We start from the raw sequence: 22,479 nt of genomic DNA, 5'->3' as shown, positions 1-22,479 counted from the left end.
CCCTGAAACGCGATATTTTCAGTCGGCAAAAAATCTTGATACTTGATACTAATTACTTGATACGTTCTCTCTTCACTAACAATTCATTAAAGGTTTCTTAACATTAAGGTTAAAGTACTACTTTTGTACCCCTTTATGTTAAGAAACCTTTTTAGTATAATCAGATTTTTTATATTCTGGCTGCTGTTCTTCGTGATCACGCGGCTTACATTTGAATTATACTTTTTTTATAAAATTCGCGGCGCCAGTTTCGGCGAATTGCTCCAGACATTTTTTTACGGCTTTAGGCTGGATGCTTCGGCTACGGCCTATATCTGTACCATCCCTTTGCTGGTGTTTATCATTAATTGGTTCATTCCCTCCTGGCATATCAAACCTATCTGGCTTAAAATTTATGTGGGGATCATCCTGTTCTGCATCTCCTTAAATACTATACTCAACTTTAATATTTTCAGGGAATGGGGCACCAAAGTTACCTTCCGGGTATTTAGCTCGTTTTATCATGCCCCTTCCGAGGCACTGGCATCCTCGGGCTCATCACCGGTGGGTAAGTGTATCCTGATTGGCGTACTATTGCTGAGCTCAGGAGCATTACTATCCTGGTACGTTATTGATTATAATTTCAAGAAGCCCGTAGCCAAACCGGGGCTTAAAATAGGGTTGATATGCTTGCTGGTACTTGTCAATTTCCTGTTTATGCGGGGTGGCTTACAAACGGAGCCCATCAACCAAAACGCGGCTTATTTTTCGGACAAGGAGATCCTGAACCAATCGGCCCTGAATACCGAGTGGAACCTGTTCAATAACATTTTTGAGAATTTCCGTAAGCCCTACAACCCCTACATGTTCATGGAGCCCGTGGATGCGGAAAAGCTGGTACATGATTCGTTTAGTGTTAAGTCGGACTCGTCATTAAAAATATTGACTACCGACCGGCCCAACGTGGTGATCATCCAGCTGGAAAGTTATACGGCAAGCATCATTGAGTCTTTAGGTGGCGATAAAGGTGTTGCCCCCAATTTTGAGAAATTCATTCAGCAGGGCGTATTATTCAACAACATTTATTCCTCGGCCGATCGTACGGATAAGGGTATCATATCCATTATGAGCGGCTTCCCATCACAAGCCATCCGTACCATTATTGCTGATACACTAAAACAACGGAAATTACCCGCCCTATCCGTAGTGTTTAAAAGCGCGGGATACCATACCTCTTATTTTTATGGTGGTAAAAGCAGTTACATGGATTTTAATATATTCATGAACAGCCATGCGATTGAGCAAATTACCGATGAAAGCGCCTTCGCCCCAGCGCAAGTACAAACTAAGTGGGGTGTTTATGATGATGTACTGCTCAGTAAACATTTGCAATTCGCGCAGCAGCAAAAACAACCTTTCTTTTCGTACCTGCAAACATCAACCAATCATGAGCCTTTTGTGTTGCCGGTAAAAGCGCATTTTCCAGCCGATGAGGATGGTGATGCCAGCAATCAATTCAGGAGCACGGCTTACTTTACCGATTCCTGCCTGAACGCTTATTTTGAGCAGGCAAAAAAACAAGCCTGGTATAAAAATACCTTATTTATCCTGGTGGCAGATCATGGGCACCGCTTGCCCCGCAATATTGCCGAAGCCTATGACCCGGTCAAATACCATATCCCACTATTGTTTTTTGGCGATGCGATCAAACCGGAATACAGGGGTAAAAAGATCAATAAATTAGGCGGACAAACCGATATCGCGGCCACCTTGTTAGCTCAACTGGACATATCACATAACCAATTTACCTGGTCTAAAGACTTGCTTAACCCAACCAGTAAGGACTTTGCTTTTTTTAACTGGGATAACGGCTTTGGATTTATGACACCGCAGCAAAGCATCTCCTATGATAACTCGGGCCGCAGGATAGTTTATAAAGGCAATAAGAATGCAGGAGAAGCTACTACAGATAAAACCTTACAGCAGGGCAAAGCCTTTTTGCAACTGGTGTATACGGAGTATATGGCTTTTTGACCGTTGATTTTTTTGATTACGTTGATTTTTTTCTGAACCTTGATTTGTAGGATTGAAGGATTATAGGATTTCTTTAAAACTTAGTCATGCCGAACTTGTTTCGGCACCCCACATTTAGGGTGTACAACATATCAAACTGTCGTCCTGTGGGATCCTGAAACAAGTTCAGGATGACAGGACAGGTATTTTTTGACTTTTTACTTTTGATTTTTGACTTAGCTCAGCGATTTCCCCAGCTGCTCCACCCATTGGTTAAACAGTTTGGTTTCAAAGGCAACAGCTTTGTTGGCATGACGTTCCCAATCGGGAGAGAATTTGTGCAGTTGGTTCAGCATTTCTTCCAGATGGCCTTCTTCTTCTAAAATAATCGATTTTACGTTTACCTTGCTACCGGCTTCGTCGAGCGCGTCCTGATAAATAGGGTATAATTCATCGGCACGAACCTCAATAGCATAGGTAACCAGCAAATAGGCTGCAAAACGCAGTTCGCTGCCGCTCAGGCCCAATTCTTTTTTCAGGTATCGGCAAACATCCACATCCAGTTGGTTCAGGTAATATTTGCTTGAACCGGGAGCCAGCAGGTATTCCGCGGCATAGGTTGGTAGTTCTACACCTATTTTTTCGAGCTGTTTTTTAAGATAGAAAGCATGACGATGCTCTTCGGCGGCGTGTTTGAGTATGATATAAGTAACGGTATGCGGATCTTCGCTGGCAGATATTTTACGCGCGCCGGTATTTTCCATCAGCGACAGCGTATTTAACCAGCGGGAGTGCAATTCGTTATCAGCAATTATTTGGGGTAATAGTGTGTTCAGCATAGTTATATTTCTTCAAGTGCCTGCTCAATTTTGCTGTAAACATAACCGAGTTCGGCATCAGTAATGCAATATGGGGGTAAAATATAAATAACATTGCCCAGCGGGCGCAATATAATACCTTCGGCCAGAAAGTAGTGATACAATTTATCGCGCAGCGAACTAAAATACGAAGTATTATCGCCCGTTTCCCATTCCATAGCCAGTATGGTACCGGTTTGCCTTATGGTTTTTATTTTAGGATGATGTTCTATTTTAGCAGCGAATTGTCGGTGCGATGCCTCGATACGCTGCATGTTGGCCGCCGTAGCTGGCTCCAGGAAAAGATCCAAACTGGCCAGCGCCGCTGCGATAGCAACCGGGTTGGCGGTAAAGGAATGCCCGTGAAACAATGTTTTAAGCTTATCTTCAGACAAAAAAGCATCGTAGATCTGTTGGGTACAGGTGGTTAAACCCAATGCCATGGTACCGCCTGTAAGGCCTTTAGAGAAGCACAAGATATCAGGCTGAACCTGCACATGATCGCAAGCGAAACGTTTGCCTGTGCGACCAAAACCTGTAAATACCTCGTCATCTATCATCAGCACATTTTCCTGCCTGCAATGAGCCATCAATTGGTTCAGGTATTCGGCTTCGTACATGATCATACCGGCTGATCCCTGTACCAGGGGCTCGAAGATAAAACAAGCCAGTTGAGATTTGAGATGTGAGATGTGAGATTTGAGGCTTTCTATATTTTGCTCATTGGGTAAGTCAATAAACTCTACTTCAAACAACAAGCTATCAAATGCTTTTGTAAACGCGCTGCGACCGCTTACGGCCATAGCCCCAAAAGTATCGCCATGGTAGGCGTTTTTGAAAGCAACAATCTTGGTACGCTGATCGCCTTTGTTGAGCCAGTATTGCAGGCACATTTTTATGGCCACCTCAATAGCGGTTGAGCCATTATCGGAATAAAATACTTTTTGCTGGTTGTTGGGCAAAATGGCCAGTAATCTTTCGGCCAGTTCAACTGCGCCTTCGTGGGTAAAGCCTGCAAATATCACATGCTCCAGCTTAAACAACTGCTCCGATACTTTTTTAGCGATATAAGGATGCGCATGCCCATGAATGTTTACCCACCAAGATGATACCGCGTCGATATATTTTTTACCCTCTTCATCAAACAAGCCCGCCCCCTCGCCGCGTACTATGCCTATTGGCGGTGCGGCCGTTTTCATTTGGGTATAGGGGTGCCATATTACTCTAAGATCACGCTCAGTTAAATTCATAGTTCTGCTCTTAATAGTTCTACTACGCGCTTATCGGTAGGGAAAGTGACGTCGTCGGTAGTCAATTCAGCTATTTTTACCCATCTGAAAGCCTGCAGCACGTCGCCCTCACCGTCAAAATCATAAGCGATGGTTTTGACAGGAAAATTTAATGGACTTGTATTTTTAACTTTATAATATACGCTGATGATCTGCGAGTTGTTAAACGCCGACCGTACAAAAAAATCAGTGGTATAAAAATGACTGATGATCTCTACTTCGGCCTCACACTCTTCTACAAATTCACGTTTTAACCCATCGATCAACCCCTCGCCTATTTCCAATCCGCCACCCGGAAATTTGATGAAACGATGTCCGTATTCCTGTTCATCGCTAATCAGTATTTCGCTTTGCTCGTTGATCAGCAGGCCGTATACCCGTACGTTAAAATATTCATCTTTCATTATTCAAAATGCTTTTTATTGCGCACTACCTTATCCATTGTCCAGGCAATAACCTCCGTTTGTGGTTCAGACCGGATAGGACAATTGGGCATGCTGCAGTAGTGGCAGCAATCGGGCACGCAGGGATCTGAGTGGATAAACAATTCCGTTTTGATGCCTACCTCTTTATTGATCAGCTTATCAACCAATGAAACTTCGGCATGTGCCTTGTTCAGGTCAAAATAATTGGGCAGGGTCATGTGGCAATCGATATGCAGTTCGTTGCCATATTTCTGGGCGCGCAGGTTGTGTACATCAATCCAGGACTCACGGCGTTTTTCGCTCAGTACATTGATAATATCGGTTACCACCTGAAAATCGGCCTCATCCATTAAGCCGGCTACCGACTTACGGATCAACTTATAACTACTATATATAATGTACAATGCCACCAGGATAGATAAACCACTATCGAGCCATAAGATGCCAGTAAACCTGATCAGCAATAAACCCGCCACCAGTCCGATGCTGGTTACCATGTCGGCAATCAGGTGGCGGCCGTCGGCATCCAGTGTGATGGAGCGTAGTGCCTTGCCTTTTTGTATCATGTAGTAGCCCAGTGCCCCGTTTATAAGTCCTGTAGCGCCAATAATAGCAGCACCGGTAAGCAGGTCATGGATGGCATTAGGATATAGTAAACTGTAAGCAGATTTGATGATGATCATCACACCGGCTATACCGATCAATGAGCCTTCAATAAAAACGGAGAAGAACTCGACCTTGCCGTGTCCGTAGGGATGGTTCTCATCCCGGGGTTGTGACGACAGATAGATGCTGAAGAAGGCGAAAGCGCTGGCAATTACATTTACAATGCTTTCGGCGGCATCGGTCAATACAAAATTAGATGCTGTTAAAAAATATGCTCCAAACTTCGCCAGCATGAGCACAATACCTGTAATCAGCGAAATTAATATGATCCTTTTTTGTTCTTTCAAGCCAATCTTTATTAGGCGACAAATTTATAAATAACAAGCGTAAGTAGCAGTAAAGTTATTTTCTATATTTGCCGCGATAACATAATTTATATGAGCGCATTAAGTACCCGGATCAATAACTTGTCCGAATCTGCAACAATTAAGATGGCCAAATTAGGCCGTGAACTTGCCGCTAAAGGTGTCGACGTGATCAGCCTTAGCTTTGGCGAACCTGACTTTCATACCCCTGAGCACATCAAGGAGGCAGCGAAGCAGGCCATGGATAAAAACTTTACCTACTACACCCCTGTATCCGGTTATCCCGACCTGCGCAAGGCTGTAGTTGCCAAGCTGAAGAACGAGAACAACCTTGATTATGATTTCAGCCAGATTGTAGTATCAACCGGTGCCAAACAGGCTATTGCCAACGCTGTATTATGTTTGGTAAACCCGGGCGAAGAGGTGATCATCCCTACTCCTTACTGGGTATCTTATTCAGAAGTGGTAAAACTGGCCGAAGGTAAAAGCGTATTCATTAATACTACTGTTGAACAAAACTTTAAAATAAGCCCTGAGCAGTTAGAGGCAGCTATTACGCCAAATACCAAACTGTTCATGTTCTCCTCTCCCTGTAACCCTACCGGTAGCGTTTACAGCAAAGATGAGTTGGAAGGGCTGGCCAAAGTATTTGAAAAACATCCGCATGTATATATCCTGAGCGATGAGATCTATGAGCACATCAACTTTATTGATAAACATGAGTCGATAGCACAGTTTGATTATATTAAAGACCGTGTAGTGATCATCAACGGTTGGTCAAAAGCTTTTGCCATGACCGGCTGGAGAATTGGCTACACCGCTTCTAACTCCGAAATTGCCGCTGCCTGTGATAAAATGCAGGGCCAGATCACTTCGGGTACCTGTTCTATTACGCAACGCGCGGGTGTTGCCGCTTACGAGGGTGGATTAGAATCGGTACTGGAAATGCGTGCAGCCTTCAAAAAACGCCGTGATATTGTTTACAAGCTCTTAAGTGATGTAGAAGGCGTTAAAGTTAACCTGCCCGATGGTGCGTTTTACTTTTTCCCGAATGTGACCTCTTTCTTTGGCAAAAGCTACAACGGCCGAACCATAAAAGATGCAGACGAACTGAGCATTTACCTGCTTGAAGAAGGTCACGTGGCAACAGTAGGCGGTGATTCTTTTGGTGATCCATCATCTATCCGGATCTCCTACGCGGCTGCTGAGGATAAACTGATAGAAGCTGTGCGCAGGATCAAAGAAGCCTTGGGTAAATTGAAATAGTCAGAATCAGAATTTGCAGAATTTTAAAATTCACAGAATAATTAATGTCATTTTGTTAATCCTCAAATTCTGTAAATTCTGATTCAGACAACAAAAAAAGCCCCTCAGCAAATGCTGAGGGGCTTTTTTTTAAATGGTTTTTGTAAAATTACAAACCAAACCCGTAAGCTATACGTAAACCAAGGGTACCATAGTTATTACTTTGGCCCGAATAATTTTCGTAACGCACACCTACATCCCATGATTTAGATGCATAGCCTAAACCTGGGGCAAGAATAAGCTTGGTGTTCTTTGAACCATCGGCGTTTGCATAAAAATCTTTGGTTTCAAAACCGGCACCTACTTCTGCACCAAAATATAAATTATCGGTAAAGAAGGCTTTGATACCAGCTTTAACTGGCACCATACCCAATGATGGGTATTTTACATCTGTACCATCTCCGATCTTTTTACCAAAAAAGTTGTAGTAACCTGATGTAAGGGTTAATGCCAGGTTATTGGCTATTCCGTATTGTAAACGCGCTGTACCGCCAATACCTACATTGGAAATGTCATGCAGGTTACCTGTTGGCAATAAGCCTTCAACACCTATACCCAAACGCAACGCGTCTTTTGGTACTGTTTGAGCTTTTACATTTGTTCCGATAAATATAGCTAAGGCGGTAAACGCTCCGGCTATAATTTTTGTCATTGTTTTCATAACTGTGTTTTTTAGTACTAACTCTACAATATTCTTATTGTATTAACACCATCTTAACAAATACTTTGCCACTATCATCCGTTTTATGTGCCAGTGCCCTGCCCTTCATGATTACTTCATTATGGTCAACAGACTTCAACCGCCCTTAATAACTGACTATCAGACCATTTCAACTACAAACCAAAAATCAGTACTCTCGATTACAAATCTTAATTTCAGATTAAAAAATCATAAAACTAAGATCGCTGCCTGGATATTTAAGTGTAGGTAAACGCTGAATTTCTGTTTGGTTTTATTAAATACAGTCAAAAAAGGGTTGTCAGTCTGAGCTTGTCGAAGGCTCGTGCGCAGAGCCCCTCACCATGCTTCGACGGCGCTCAGCATGCCATCCAATTTATTTTAAAACAAAAAAGGAGAGGCAATGCCTCTCCTTTTTTGTTTTAATCCGAAAGTACTAAACCTCGGGTTCATGCCCTTTATGCGGGTCATAGTTTTTTTCCAGTTCGGCCAGTTTCTCTTTACCATAGGCAAACCTGGTGATAATAAAGAATAATACCGGTACGATAAATATAGCCAGGGAAGTTGCTGCAAGCATACCACCGAATACCGTCCAGCCGATGGTTTGACGGGCTACCGCACCTGCACCCGTTGCAAATAGCAGCGGCGCCACACCCAATATAAATGCCATGGAGGTCATGATGATTGGCCTTAACCTTAGTCGTACAGCATCTAATGTAGCTTTCTCCAGCTCCATACCACTATCCACGCGTTCTTTGGCAAACTCTACGATCAGGATGGCGTTTTTGGCAGCCAAACCGATCAGCGTAATCAAACCAATCTGCGCGTAAACGTTGTTATCCAAACTTGGGTTAAATGTCAGGAACAGGATAGCTCCAAATGCACCCAGCGGTACGGCCAGCAGTACCGAGAATGGCACCGACCAGCTCTCATACAGGGCAGCAAGGAACAGGAACACGAAACCTATGGACAACATAAAGATGTAAATGGTTTTTGATCCCGATAGTTTTTCCTCACGGCTCAGACCCGAAAACTCGTAGCCATAACCTTGCGGCAGTGTTTTAGCAGCCACCTCTTCCAGGGCGTTCAGCGCGTCGCCGCTACTGTAGCCCTGTGCGGGGTTACCATCAATCTCGGCAGAACGGAACAGGTTATAATGCGATATTAAGGGGGCGTTTTCAATTACTTTATAAGTAGTCAATGTGCTAAGCGGTACCATGGTACCGGCCTGGTTACGTACAAAATACTGCCCTATATTCTGGATATTAGTTCGATAGTTGGTATCGGCCTGGGCCAGCACACGGAAGGTACGGCCATAAAGTGTTAAATCGTTGATGTAGGAGCTACCCATGTAAGTTTGCAGGGCCGCGTTTACATCAGACAGCGCCACACCAAGTCTTTTGGTTTTTTCCCTGTCGATGGTAAGCTGATAAGCCGGCGTACGGGCGGTGAAGAACGAGAATGCTTTTGAAATTTCGCGGCGTTTACCTAATTCGGCTATAAAATTACGCATTACAGATTCAAAATACTTGATATCCCCTCCGGCTTGCTTCTCTTCCAGTATGAACGAGAAACCTGCGGTGTTACCTAAACCAGGTATAGCCGGCGGCGGAATTACAACCACGCTTGCTTCTTTAAACCGTGAAAGCTTTTTCTGCAGCATAGCCACTAAAGGGAATATGGTATGTTGCTTGCCTTTACGCTGATCCCAGGGTTTTAACTGCACAAATATGGTAGCACTGTTTGATTTGGTTGCGAAGGTTACCGCGTTCAAACCACCCAATGCCGCATAATGACCAATCTCAGGGACGCTATCCAACGTGCGCATCATTTCATGCAATACTTTTACGGTACGCTGTGTTGATGAGGCTTCGGGCAGATCATAGGTAATGTAAATACGACCATCATCCTCTGTCGGGATAAAACCGCTCGGTTTACCTCTGAACAGCAGGATGGTGCCTATAATGATACATACCAATATAATAATGATGAATTTGGAGTTTTTAATACTCTTATCAACTCCGTTACGATACCTGCCGGTTACCCGCTCAAACCATGCATTGAATTTAAAGAAGAACTTATCAAGTCCTTTCGACTGCTCATCCAGTTTACGAGGTTTCAATATCAGCGTACAAAGCGCGGGTGTTAATGAAAGTGCCACAAAGGCCGATATCAATACCGATATAGCGATAGTAATAGCGAACTGTTGGTACAACCGACCAACAATGCCCGGCACAAAACCTACCGGAACAAACACCGCCGCCAATATCAATGCTATGGCTATAACCGGTGCGGATATATCGCGCATGGCATGTATCGTAGCTTCTTTGGGCGACATCCCCTCCTCGTCCATATAGTGCTGCACCGATTCTACCACCACAATGGCGTCATCCACCACAATACCGATGGCCAGTACGAAACCGAACAGTGTAAGTGTATTAATGGTAAAACCCAGCGGGATAAAGAAGATGAATGTACCAATGATAGATACCGGGATAGCCAATACCGGGATAAGCGTAGTGCGCCAGCTTTGTAAAAACAGGAATACCACCACAATAACCAGCACCAGCGCGATGACCAGCGTTTCAATTACCTCGCTCACGGATACTTTTACTACCGTTACCGATTCAAAAGGTACTACATAGTCCACATCGGCAGGGAATGATTTTTTGAGCTGCTCCATGGTGGAGTACACATTATTTGCAGTCTCAATGGCATTACTGCCCGGTGCCTGATAAACCAGCAAATAGGAAGCACGTTTACCATCAACAAAGGAGTTACCGGCATAGTTAAACTTACCTAATTCCACGCGGGCCACATCTTTCAGGTGCACAATAGCACCGTTACCGGGCTGTGTACGTACAATAATATTTTCAAACTCGACCTGGCTGCTTAAACGCCCTTTAACCAAAACCGTATATTCAAATGGCTGCCCGTTCTCCTGCGGCGTTGAACCTACTGAACCTGCAGCTACCTGCGCATTTTGTTCGGCCAGGGCCGCGGTTACGTCGCCCGCTGTCATTCCTAAAGCGGCCATCTTATCAGGCTTAAGCCATATACGCATACTAAAGTCATCGGCACGTGTAAACACATCGCCCACACCTTTGGAGCGTAAAAGCGCGTCACGAACAAAAACGTTGGTATAGTTATCTAAAAAAGTAACATTATGTGAGCCTTTCGGGGCGTACATAGCCACCAGCATCAAAATACTGGGGTTACGTTTACGCACTGTTAAACCCAGGCGCTGTACCTCTTGTGGCAATGTTGGCGTGGCAATCCCCACACGGTTCTGCACATCAAGAGCGGCTATATTAATATCAGTACCCACCTCAAAGTTAACGGTCATGCTCATAGCGCCATTGCTGGTACTGTTACTTTGCAGGTAGGTCATGCCTGGTGTACCATTCACCTGCACTTCTACAGGGGTGGCAACCGTTTGTTCAACTGTGAGCGCATCGGCACCGGTATAAGTACCGGTGATGTTTACCGTTGGCGGTGTAATTTCCGGATACTGACCTATGGCCAGGCTACTTATTGCCAGGATACCAACAATTACTATCACTAAGGATATAACTATAGCGGTAACTGGTCTTCGTATAAAGGTATCTGCTATCATTCTGGTTGTGTTTTATAAAAATACCGGTTACTTGCTTCCTTGTTGTTTTCCCTGTGCTGGTGCTCCCTGCCCCGGGGCGGCTGTTTTAGACGGATCGCCCAGTACAATTTTGCCGCCATCGCGTAAACGCTGGAAACCTTCGGTAACTACTTTATCACCAGGTTCAACACCGCTCATGATAACTACATCGAAACCCACCCGCGGACCTAAAACAACTTTATGCTGTTTGGCAATAAGGGCCTCAACTTTTTCATTGTTTTTAGTGGTATCAACAAAAGTGGTATCCTTGCTCACAAACACAAAGAACTCGCCCATTTGCTCGGTAATGGCTTTATAAGGAATCTGTACCCTATCGCCAGATTGGTTATTAAGTACCTTGAGCACGCAGCTCATACCATCTTTTAATACACCATCCTCATTCGGGAACTGTATCCTTACTTTAATGGTACCGGTTTGGTTATTTACACCCCGGTCAATGGCTAAAACCTTACCGGGTTTGTTATAGGTAGTTATTCCGTCAGACATCTGCAGTTTAAAAGTAGTATCGCTGCTTGCCTGTTGTAATTTATAAAAACGTTGAATATCCTGCTCATTCACCACCACGTCAACCCCCATCGGGTGTTCGGCAGATATGGTATTCAATAAGGTAGTGCCTGCTGTTACCTGCGTACCCAGCCTTACTTGTGATATACCGATACGACCGGTAAACGGAGCAGTAATAGTAGCGTAAGAGAGATCGGTATGCGCCGACGCTAAAGCCGCCTTAGCTACCGCTACGTTGGCTTTGCCGGTTTCATAAGCAGCTGCGGCCTGATCAACCGTCTGGCGAGCGATCGCGTCATTCTTCAGCAGCATATTATAACGGTCAATATCTTTTTGGGCTTTAACCAGGTTGGCCTGCGCGCTCAACACGTTAGCTTCTGCCTGTTGATAAGCAGCCACGTATTTACGTTTATCAATTTCATATAATACTTTGCCCTTTTGCACAACTTCCCCCTCTTTAAATAATATACCGGTTACAAAGCCGGGCACCTGGCTCCTGAGCTCGGTGGTATTGATAGAAACAATCGTACCCTGGTACTGATCGTAATAGATGGCCTCGGCTTTTTTAGCTTCGACTAAGTTTACAGGAGTTGGTGGCAATGGCGCATTTTGTGCACTTTTACCTTTGCAAGAAGCTAATGCCAATAAGGCCGCAGGGGCTAACCAGTATATATATCTGTTTTTCATCTTAGTGATTATTCGTTGGTTCTTTGTTTTCTTAACGGTACTCATGAGTGCTCCGCAGTTATTCGTTGGTTCTTTGTTTTCTTAACGGTACTCATGAGTGCTCCGCAATTATTCGTTGGTTGTTTGTTTCTTTAGCGGTACTCATGAGTGCTGCGCAGTTATTCGTTTATTTAAGCGAGTTCAAGTGCTTTGCTATTTAAATTATTGATTAGTATCTACACCAAGCGTTCCCAAAGCTTTTTGCAGATCTATTTTGCTTGATAACAATTGGAACAATGCATTATAATAGTTCAACTCTGCGGTTCGCAGGTCTGATTGGGATACAATAACATCAAGATAAGTTTTAACACCTTCGCGATATTGCAAGCTCACCACTTTGTATACGTCTTTAGCCAGATCAACATTTTGCCTGATCAACTGGTAACTGGTGTAATTGCTTTTGTAACTAGCCAGCGCCTGCACATATTCGGTATTGATGGTGTTTTTGCTATTTTCCAGGTCGAGATCAGTACGCTCAACCTGTAATTTTGCCTTGCTTAAGTTTTGCAAGCGCTTTGTGCCCTGGAAAATAGGAAGGCTTAAAGTAAGTCCCGCATAACCTGTTGGATATGCCTGATTATACAGATCAGAAAAATCATGACTGAAATAAGCCCTGTTATAACTCCCTACTGCTGATAAGGATGGTAAAAATCCATATCTGTAATAATTCACATTAACGTTTTGCAATACTTTACTGGTTTGCAGCAAACGGTATTCAATACGGTTGTTTACATCCAACTGCTGATTGGTATCAATAACGGCGGCCTGTTCATAACGTGTTGAATCATAAGCCAGCGACAGGTCTTTTGATGCACTGATCCCCATGATCTGTTTTAAATAAGCCGTTTTACTTTTAATGGCTTCTTCGGTTTGTTTGCGTGTGGCCAGTGAATTGTTGAGCGATATGGTTGCTTGTTTATAGTCTGTTTTATCTGAGACCCCAGCCTGATACCTGTTATAGGCATCCTTCAAGCTTCTTTGCAAACGGGTGATATCTTCATTAGTGATGTTGAGTTGTTTTTGAGAAAGCAACACATCAAAAAATGCCTTGCTCACATCAGATACCACATTGATCTGGCTGCTCAGGGTGTTTTGCTTATAATACTGACGGGAGTATTTAGCTGTTTTGGCCGCCAGTAACACATCGTTATTATAAATAACCTGGCTGGCCTGCAAGCCAAGTGTAGAAAGGTTGCGTATCCCTGAACTGGCCGGAAAGTTAGCTCCGGATGCCCCGGCTTGCGGAGTGCCCTTAAAATAATAATTATATATACCTGATCCGGTGATCTGAGGCAGCCATGCTGAAAGCCCTATCCGGATATCCTTTTCATTAATCTGCTCATCAATAGAGGCCTGGCGCACCGCCGGCTGATTGCGCAGTGCAAACTCAACACACTGCTTTAATGAAACAGGGCCGTTAACGCTATCGGCAACCGTTTGTGACCAGGTTGTTGAATGTAAAGTTAATGTTAAGGCGATGGAAATGAAAAATACTAAATACTTATTTTTTTTCATAAGGTGGCTATAGGTGACGTTCATTGTCCGCAAAAAGAACAAAAAGTTAAGCTTATAGTTTTTGTTGATTTGCACAGGGGAAGTGCGAATATGTGATTAATATTACTAAATTAAAATCAAGAACAAAAATTTTACGTAAAATTTATAAAAACATGCCAAAATCACATGTTTTTGGCCTTTTTACAAAAAAATGAAAAATTGTGGTGCGAAATAAATAAAAAATTTAATTAATTTGCCGTGATAGAATATGGAATGTTTCTGGCCTTTTTGAGTTCAGGAGAAGCATTTTTTAAAAAAATTACATTTACCATATAGGTTATATGCTTATTCATGGTATTTTTACACAAAATTTAAGCAGGGTTAATACATGGTTAAAAAACTACATGGGAAAATCGCCGAGTTCCAGGTTGCAAATATGCTCCGGGAGAAGGGATTGTATCCTTATTTCAGGCCTATTGAGTCTGCTCAGGACACTGAAGTAATAATAGATAACAAAAGGGTGTTAATGTTTGGTTCCAATTCCTACTTAGGACTAACTAATCACCCAAAGATTAAAGAAGCTTCAAAGAAGGCAATTGACAAATACGGTACAGGTTGTGCCGGTTCACGTTTTTTGAATGGTACACTTGATATTCATATCGAGTTAGAGAACAGGCTTGCCAGCTATGTTGGCAAAGAAGCTACAGTTTTGCTCAGCACCGGTTACCAGGTTAACCTGGGTGTGCTTTCATGCATTACAGGCCGTAATGATTATCTTATATTAGATGAATATGATCACGCTTCTATCATTGACGGCAGCAGACTTTCATTTTCGAAAGTGATTAAATACGCCCATAATGACATGGCCGATCTTCAGCGCAAACTGAGCATACTACCTGAAGAGGCTGTGAAGGTTATCGCTGTTGATGGTATATTCAGCATGGAGGGTGATATTGTTAAATTGCCGGAGATAGTTAAACTGGCCGACGAGTTTGGTGCCAACATTATGGTTGACGACGCGCACAGTTTAGGTGTTATTGGTCATAAAGGTGCTGGTACCGCATCACACTTTAACCTTACCGATGATGTTGACCTGATCATGGGCACATTCAGTAAATCATTGGCATCATTAGGTGGTTTTATTGCTGCTGATAAGGATACTATTGATTATATCAAGCATCGTGCACGTTCATTAATGTTTAGTGCAAGTATGCCTCCTGGTTCGGTTGCGAGTGTAATTGCAGCATTAGATATTATTGAATCTGAGCCAGAGCGTATCCAGAAACTTTGGGATAATACCAACTACGCACAAAAACTGCTGTTGGATGAAGGTTTTGACCTTGGCCCTACAGAAAGCCCGATATTACCTATCTATGTACGTGATAATGAAAAAACCTTCCTGGTAACCAAATATCTGCAAGCTGCAGGTGTATTTGTTAACCCAGTGGTTTCGCCAGCCGTACCTTCAGATTCATCATTGCTGCGTTTTTCATTAATGGCTACCCACACCTTTGCTCAAATTGACGAAGCTGTTGAAAAACTTTCAAAAGCGTTTAAAGAAGTTGGTGTATCTACAGCTTCTGTTAAAGAAAATATCTAAATAAGCTTAAAGCAAAAAGCGGAAAGTTAAAAAGCAGCCAAATTTTTGGCTTTCTGCTTTAAGCTTTCCGCTTTTGGCTTAAACAAAACCACTCATGATAAAAATTGTAACTGTTAATTCGAAAAAAGAATTAGCTTCATTTATTGATTTTCCACATGATTTGTATCAGGACGATCCAAACTACGTCCCGGAATTGTTCATAGCTCAAAGAGACCTCTTAACCATACACCCATTTCATAAGCACAATACCGTGCAAACTTTTTTAGCATATGATGGTGATAAGATTGTTGGTCGCATTGCAGCAATACTCAATAATGCACACAACAAATTCAACAATACCAACGATGGTTTTTTTGGCTTTTTTGATTGCATTAATAATAAAGAGGTAGCAACAACGCTTTTCAACACGGTTACCGATTGGCTTAAGCAAAAGGGCGTAAATAAAAAACTGATCGGCCCGGTTAACTTTTCAACTAACGAACCTTGCGGTTTGTTGATAGAAGGTTTTGACAGTCCGCCCTTTTTAATGCAAACCTATAACGCCCCTTATTACGCCGACCTGATAGACGGATTTGGCTTTATTAAAAATGCCGATCTGATTGCCTGGCACTGGGACGATAAAAGTTATGATGATAAATCGGTACGCTTATTAACAGCATTGGAAGAGCGCTTAAAACGCAATAATATTGTTATCCGTACCATCAACCTCAAAAAATTCAAAGAAGAATCCATCAAACTCCGCGAAGTTTATAACTCGGCCTGGGATCATAACGAAGGATTTGTTCCTTTAACAGATGATGAATTTGATTACCTGGCCAAAGATCTGAAGTTAATACTTGATAAAGATTTTGTACTGGTTGCCGAACAGGAAGGTAAAATAGTGGCTTTTGGATTGGCCCTACCCAACTATAACGAGATCTTTAAGAAAATTAAGCGCGGGCGTTTATTGCCAACAGGTATTTTTAAATTGCTTTTCGGTCGTAAAAAAATACAAAGTCTGCGTATATATGCATTGGGTGTTATTGATGGCTATCGTAAAATGGGCATCGAAGCCTGTTTGTATGGTACCATTATTAAAGAATACAGGCGCAAAGGCATGAAACAGGCAGAAGCCGGCTGGACCCTGGAACACAACGATATGGTAAACCGTGCCATAGAGGCCATCAATGGCGATCCTTACAAAAAATACAGGTTATACGAAAAGGCCATATGAAACAACGGGTTTTAATAACCGGTGCGAGTGGCTTTGTTGGGTATCACTTAATTGAGGAAGCATTACAAAATGATCTGGATGTTTATGCTGCAGTACGCAAAAGCAGCAATATTGATCATCTAAAACACTTTGCTATCAATTACGTGCAACTTGATTATAAAGATCAACCAACGTTAAAACAACAGCTTGCCGATATTAAGCCCGATTACATCATTCATGCAGCAGGCATTACCTCAGCCCGCTCGCAAGCCGAATACAATCACATCAATGCTACCTATACACACAACCTGGCAACAGCAGCGGCTAACGCCTGTCCACATTTGCAAAAGTTTGTATTGATAGGTAGTTTAGCTGCTATAGGTCCGCTTAATACATTAACCGGTATTATAACCGAAGCCACCCCTCCGGCCCCGGTAACTGCTTATGGTCGCAGCAAACTTTTGGCTGAAGAACAGTTAAGAACGGTTGAAAACTTAAACTATACTATACTACGCCCTACCGCCGTTTATGGACCAAGAGATACCGGCATATTTATATTTTTTAAGCAGGTAGTAAAAGGCCTTGAACCATATATTGGCAGAGCTTCACAAAAACTAAGCTTTATATATGTAAAGGATGTAGCCAAAGCAGCTATAAAGGCCTTATACAGAGGCAATCATCAAACCTATAACCTGAGCGACGGAAACTTTTACAGCAAGTACGAGTTAGGCGATCTGACCAAAGAAATATTGGGTATCACCACCTTCAAATTTCATTTGCCTGTAAATTTTGTAAAAATAATAGCTGCTGTATCAGAAAAAGTAAGTTCTTTGAGAAATAAAGCCGCTGTAGTAAATATTGAAAAGATAGATGAGCTAATGGCAGCAAACTGGTACTGCGACAACGAAAGCGCAAAATCAGATCTGGGCTTTTATCCGGCTTATAACTTAAAAACGGGTTTAGCCGAAACACTAACCTGGTACAAGGCCAATAAATGGCTTTGATATCAACAATTAAATAATTTATTAATAATGAAATTAAAAGTTCCTTTGTTTTTATTCCATAACTTAAACGTTTAAGTTATTTTTTAACATGGAATTAACAAAATGCAAATCAGTGCCTTCTAGCATTACTTAAACGTTTAAGTAATACCGAAAAGAAGAATTAATAAACAAAACAGAGTAAAAACCACGGAGGAAGGCCAATAATGCCCTAACCCAATAATCAACAATAAATAAGTCAATGAAAATGAAAATTTCACCCGCCGAAGGCAAACTGGGTATCCTTATCCCAGGTTTAGGAGCTGTGGCCACTACACTGATTGCCGGTGTTGAAGCAGTTAAAAAAGGTATCTCACAACCCATAGGTTCACTCACCCAAATGGGGCATATCCGTTTAGGCAAAAGAACGGAGAACCGCAATCCTAAGATTCAAGATTTTGTGCCACTTGCTCATCTGGGAGACATAGTTTTTGGTGGATGGGATGTTTATGAAGATAACGTATATGAAGCAGCAGCCAATGCAAAAGTTTTGGAACCAGCATTATTAAACTCAGTTAAGGCTGAGCTGGAATCCATCAAACCAATGAAGGCTGCCTTTGATAAAAACTACGCCAAAAACCTGAATGGTACACACGTAAAACAGGGTACACGTTATGAGCTTGCCCAGCAAGTTATGGAGGATATCAAAAACTTCAAAGAGCAAAACGGATTAGACAGGGTTGTTTTAGTTTGGTGCGGTTCAACCGAGATCTATTATGAGGCATCAGCCATACACCAAACACTGGCCGCTTTTGAGCAGGCTTTGCTTGACGATGATAAATTAATAGCGCCGAGCATGATCTACGCTTACGCGGCTTTAAAATTAGGTGTACCTTTCGCTAATGGTGCCCCTAATCTAACTGTTGATATCCCGGCATTAATTGAGCTTTCAAAAGAAACCCAAAGCCCAATTGCCGGTAAAGATTTTAAAACAGGTCAAACTTTAATGAAAACCATCCTGGCCCCGGGTCTGGCTGCACGTTCATTAGGCGTACACGGTTGGTTCTCGACCAATATATTAGGTAACCGTGATGGTTTGGTACTGGATGATCCGGACAACTTTAAAACCAAAGAAGTATCCAAATTAGGTGTTCTGGAAGATATTTTTAAACCAGAAGAAAATCAGGAGCTTTACGGCGAGATCTATCACAAGATCCGGATCAACTACTACCCTCCTCATGGCGATAACAAAGAAAGCTGGGACAATATTGACATCTTTGGCTGGTTGGGCTACAAAATGCAGATCAAGATCAATTTCCTTTGCCGCGATTCTATCCTGGCCGCTCCTATCGCGCTTGACCTGGCTTTATTTTGCGATCTGGCCAAAAGGGCTAACATGAGCGGTATCCAGGAATGGTTGTCATTCTACCTGAAATCGCCTCAAACAGCCGAAGGCCTTCGCCCTGAGAATGATATATTTAAACAACTCATCAAATTAGAAAATACCTTACGTTACATGATGGGCGAAGATCTGATAACCCATCTGGGCTTAGACTATTATGAAGAGGCTTACGCCGAAGCATAAAATACCCTGAACTAATTTCATATAACCAGTTGTTTTACAGCCAAAGCGGTATACAACTGGTTATTTTTTTGCTTATAATTGCTCCCGGTTAGCTGATCGCTTATCTCTAATACGTAAAGCCCTGATTTATTGATTGTGTAAAATATTTGTTTTCAGGTTGTTAAACTTTGTTAAATCTGACAACAACTATTACTTGCCTGTTTCAAAGCAATCTAAGATTCAACACTTTACGTAAATTATAAAACAATACAGCTCATCAACAGCTCATAATATATAAGGCATAGCGCCGTTTTCAGTGTAATATAATTTAACGGTAATATTTAGCAGATAAACGTGGTTTAAACGCTTTCCATAGGGAATATTTGACTTTTTGACCACATTAGTCTGTAATAAATTTTTCTACCTTTGAAGCGCAATTACAAGCTAATGGGATAGCTACGCCAATGCAAAATAAGCGTTTGGTAAACTATTCCTGCCGTTACACAGGAGGTAAGGTAATATTGATTTAATTGATATTAGTTACAAAGATTTGTGCTTTAAATAATAATTAGCTGTCAAGTGATCATGATGAATGATACAGATAGTTTGCCACAGATGATAAGGGATTGGAGATAAAACAAAGAGTTTGTATTTGCATAATTGCATAAAGTACATGGATTTTAAAAATTTTTATAAAAGTTTATTTTTTTTAATACTCTTTTTTTCTGCATCATCATTATTTGCGCAAACCACTGTCATAACCGGTACAGTTACAGATGCCAGCAACAGACAAACCCTTCCTTATGTTGTTGTATCGTTTCCGGGTACTTCTACTGGTGTTGCTACCGATAATAATGGTAAATACCGACTTTCGACCACAAACGCTACACTTAAACAAATAAAAATTTCTTTTTTAGGTTATAAAGATGCTTTTTTAGCTGTGGAACCCGGTAAAGAACAAGTGATCAACGTAAAGCTTTTTCCTTCGGCCAAGCAATTGAACGAGGTAGTGGTAAAGTCGGGTAAAAAACCTAAATACCGCAATAAGGACAATCCGGCTGTTGAGCTGATACGCCAGGTTATCGAAAACAAACCTAAAAACCGTCCTGAAGCTTATGATTATGTAGAATACCGCGAATATGACAAAATGATGTTCGGGTTTATCAACGTATCAGCCGCGTTTTCAGACAGGAAATTCTTCAAAAAATATAAGTTCATCATCGATAATCGCGACAGTACCATTTTACCCGGAAAATCGATATTACCGGTTTATCTGGACGAAAAATTATCACAAAATTATTACCGCAAAAACCCCGAAAAGAAACGCGAGATTGTTTTGGGCCAGCGTGGTGTAAACTTCGGTCCGGCAGTTGACAATGAAGGTGTTAAACAATATTTTAAACACCTGTACAACAATGTGGATATTTATGATAATGATATATTTTTGATCACCAGTCAGTTTTTAAGCCCGATATCCAACAATTCTCCTAACTATTATAAATTCTTCATAACCGATACCATTACCGATGCCAAGAATCAAAAATTGGTTGAGTTAAGCTTTACACCCCGTAATAGTAACGATGTGCTTTTTGAGGGGATGATATATATTACCCTCGATGGTAATTATGCCGTACAAAAAGCGGTACTGAAAATCAATAAACACATTAACATCAACTTTATACGCTCGATGGAGGTTGATCTGGATTTTGAACAAAACCCGGATAATCGTTATCACCTGAGCCGCAGTAATACTATAGCCGAGTTTGGGGCTACCAAAAAGGAAGGTAAAAGCGGGCTGCTGGGTATGCGCACTATTACGTATAAAAACTACGTGGTGAATCACCCACTTGCGGATACTGCTTATACCAAACAATCGGAAGAATCAACAGATGAGGCCAAAACCAGGACTGCCGATTTCTGGGCGCATAACCGCCTGGATACCTTAACAACCGCCGAATCCAAAGTTTACAAAAATGTGGATAGCCTCCGCAACATGCCATCATACAAGCGTACTGTGGATATTGCCACACTGCTTCTTGCCGGCTATAAAGGTTTCGGTAAATTTGAAATAGGCCCGGCAAACACTTTTTACAGCTTTAACCCGGTTGAAGGCTTACGTTTGAGGCTTGGTGGGCGTACCACACCGGAGTTAAGCAAACGCTACTATTTTGAAACGTATGCCGCTTATGGTTTTAAAGACGAAAAGTGGAAATACTTTTTAAGTGCTACCTATTCGCTTAACAAAAAATCCATCTACAAATTCCCGCAAAATTATATCAGGGCAAGCTACCAGAAAGACACTAAAATACCGGGAGCAAACCTTCAGTTTGTGCAGGAGGATAACTTTTTGTTATCATTTAAACGTGGTACCAATGATAAATACCTGTACAATGATTTTTATCGCCTGGATTATGTACATGAGCTGGAGAGCCATTTATCCTTTGGAGCAGGGTTTAAAAATTGGAAACAAATGCCTGCCGGGTCGCTATATTTTAATAATGTGGTGGACGGACAGCCTAATGTGATACACTCTTTAACCACTACCGAACTAACGGGCAGCATACGCTGGTCGCCCCATGAAGAATTTTATCAGGGTAAGATCTATCGTATACCTATTCCTAATAAATATCCGACATTGGAGCTTGATTATGCTTCAGGCGTTAAAGGTTTGTTTAATGGCGAGTATAACTACCAGAAACTTGATTTCAGGATCGACAAACGTTTATACCTGTCGCAATTGGGATATTCAGACCTGAACATCTCGGCTGGTAAAATATTCGGACAAGTGCCGTTCCCGTTGTTAACCATACACCAGGCCAATCAAACGTATGCTTATGATATTGATTCTTATAACCTGATGAACTTTTTGGAATTTGCCAGCGATAAGTACGCGAGCTTCAGGATAGACCATCACTTCGGCGGTTTCTTTTTCAATAAAATACCTTTGTTGAAAAGATTAAAATGGCGCGAGACTTTTTCGGCAAAAGTATTGTATGGTGGTTTAAGTGATAAAAATAATCCAAACATCCATCCCTCATTATATCAGTTACCGATAGATGCTAATGGATTACCGATCACTTATGCCCTGGGCAAAACACCTTACGTAGAGGGTAGTGTTGGTGTCGAAAATATATTTAAATTTATACGGATTGATTACGTGAGACGATTTAATTATTTAGACCACCCGGATGTCCCGAGTTCAGGTATCCGTGTACGTGTCAAATTTGATTTTTAATTTTGTATAGC

General features: G+C 42.0%; 15 protein-coding genes. 7 read left to right on the top strand and 8 right to left on the bottom strand.

Going from position 1 to position 22,479, the window contains the following annotated elements; translation table 11 throughout:
- Positions 1-135 precede the first annotated feature (135 nt).
- The gene (locus BLR84_RS04105; RefSeq protein ID WP_090464695.1) at positions 136-2,013 is read left to right on the top strand and encodes an LTA synthase family protein; all 1,878 of its coding nucleotides are present in this window, start codon (positions 136-138) and stop codon (positions 2,011-2,013) included.
- A 215-nt stretch (positions 2,014-2,228) separates the two neighbouring features.
- Here BLR84_RS04105 and BLR84_RS04100 read toward each other — a convergent pair whose 3' ends face one another.
- Genes BLR84_RS04100 through BLR84_RS04085 form a run of 4 tightly spaced genes read right to left on the bottom strand, consistent with a single transcriptional unit; the run spans position 2,229 to position 5,516 of the window.
- Entirely contained in the window at positions 2,229-2,831 is a 603-nt protein-coding gene (locus tag BLR84_RS04100) for a hypothetical protein (RefSeq protein ID WP_218128203.1), read from the bottom strand.
- Positions 2,832-2,833: 2 nt separating this feature from the next.
- Positions 2,834-4,099: an adenosylmethionine--8-amino-7-oxononanoate transaminase gene (bioA, locus tag BLR84_RS04095; RefSeq protein WP_090464692.1), complete on the bottom strand. Its 1,266-nt coding sequence runs from the start codon at positions 4,097-4,099 to the stop codon at positions 2,834-2,836.
- Entirely contained in the window at positions 4,096-4,542 is a 447-nt protein-coding gene (locus tag BLR84_RS04090; RefSeq protein WP_090464688.1) for an NUDIX domain-containing protein, read from the bottom strand. The genes bioA and BLR84_RS04090 overlap by 4 nt, the downstream gene beginning before the upstream one ends.
- On the bottom strand, positions 4,542-5,516 hold the full coding sequence (locus BLR84_RS04085) for a cation diffusion facilitator family transporter (RefSeq protein ID WP_090464684.1): 975 nt from the start codon (positions 5,514-5,516) through the stop codon (positions 4,542-4,544). The genes BLR84_RS04090 and BLR84_RS04085 overlap by 1 nt, the downstream gene beginning before the upstream one ends.
- Before the next feature lie 90 nt (positions 5,517-5,606).
- On the opposite strand from BLR84_RS04085, the gene BLR84_RS04080 reads away from it, so the two are divergent.
- Positions 5,607-6,800, top strand: coding sequence for a pyridoxal phosphate-dependent aminotransferase (locus BLR84_RS04080; RefSeq protein WP_176851942.1), 1,194 nt, complete (start codon positions 5,607-5,609; stop codon positions 6,798-6,800).
- Positions 6,801-6,948: 148 nt separating this feature from the next.
- Here BLR84_RS04080 and BLR84_RS04075 read toward each other — a convergent pair whose 3' ends face one another.
- From BLR84_RS04075 to BLR84_RS04060, 4 genes are all read right to left on the bottom strand, one after another.
- On the bottom strand, positions 6,949-7,500 hold the full coding sequence (locus BLR84_RS04075) for a hypothetical protein (RefSeq protein WP_143013824.1): 552 nt from the start codon (positions 7,498-7,500) through the stop codon (positions 6,949-6,951).
- 454 nt (positions 7,501-7,954) lie between these two features.
- Complete coding sequence (locus BLR84_RS04070; protein WP_090464679.1) at positions 7,955-11,134, bottom strand: efflux RND transporter permease subunit; 3,180 nt, start codon at positions 11,132-11,134, stop codon at positions 7,955-7,957.
- A 27-nt stretch (positions 11,135-11,161) separates the two neighbouring features.
- On the bottom strand, positions 11,162-12,364 hold the full coding sequence (locus BLR84_RS04065) for an efflux RND transporter periplasmic adaptor subunit (RefSeq protein WP_090464676.1): 1,203 nt from the start codon (positions 12,362-12,364) through the stop codon (positions 11,162-11,164).
- 201 nt (positions 12,365-12,565) lie between these two features.
- Positions 12,566-13,918, bottom strand: a complete 1,353-nt coding sequence (locus BLR84_RS04060; protein ID WP_090464673.1) for a TolC family protein — start codon at positions 13,916-13,918, stop codon at positions 12,566-12,568.
- A gap of 367 nt (positions 13,919-14,285) precedes the next feature.
- On the opposite strand from BLR84_RS04060, the gene BLR84_RS04055 reads away from it, so the two are divergent.
- The 5 genes from BLR84_RS04055 to BLR84_RS04035 all read left to right on the top strand — a co-directional run bounded on the left by BLR84_RS04055 (position 14,286) and on the right by BLR84_RS04035 (position 22,468).
- Positions 14,286-15,497 (top strand): serine palmitoyltransferase, encoded by a 1,212-nt coding sequence (locus tag BLR84_RS04055; protein WP_090464670.1) that lies wholly within the window; start codon positions 14,286-14,288, stop codon positions 15,495-15,497.
- 94 nt (positions 15,498-15,591) lie between these two features.
- Positions 15,592-16,710 carry a hypothetical protein gene (locus BLR84_RS04050; protein WP_090464667.1) on the top strand — a complete coding sequence of 373 codons (1,119 nt, stop codon included), beginning with the start codon at positions 15,592-15,594 and terminating at the stop codon, positions 16,708-16,710.
- The gene (locus BLR84_RS04045) at positions 16,707-17,693 is read left to right on the top strand and encodes an NAD-dependent epimerase/dehydratase family protein (RefSeq protein WP_090464664.1); all 987 of its coding nucleotides are present in this window, start codon (positions 16,707-16,709) and stop codon (positions 17,691-17,693) included. Before BLR84_RS04050 ends, BLR84_RS04045 begins: the two co-directional genes overlap by 4 nt.
- 244 nt (positions 17,694-17,937) lie before the next feature.
- Complete coding sequence (locus tag BLR84_RS04040) at positions 17,938-19,254, top strand: inositol-3-phosphate synthase (RefSeq protein ID WP_255366848.1); 1,317 nt, start codon at positions 17,938-17,940, stop codon at positions 19,252-19,254.
- Positions 19,255-19,906: 652 nt separating this feature from the next.
- The gene (locus tag BLR84_RS04035) at positions 19,907-22,468 is read left to right on the top strand and encodes a DUF5686 and carboxypeptidase-like regulatory domain-containing protein (protein WP_090464657.1); all 2,562 of its coding nucleotides are present in this window, start codon (positions 19,907-19,909) and stop codon (positions 22,466-22,468) included.
- Positions 22,469-22,479 lie beyond the last annotated feature (11 nt).

It is taken from the genome of Mucilaginibacter sp. OK268 (assembly GCF_900103125.1).
Taxonomy (GTDB): domain Bacteria; phylum Bacteroidota; class Bacteroidia; order Sphingobacteriales; family Sphingobacteriaceae; genus Mucilaginibacter.
The sequence above is the reverse complement of the archived record's forward strand: the minus strand, read 5'-3'. Positions and strand labels throughout refer to the sequence as shown.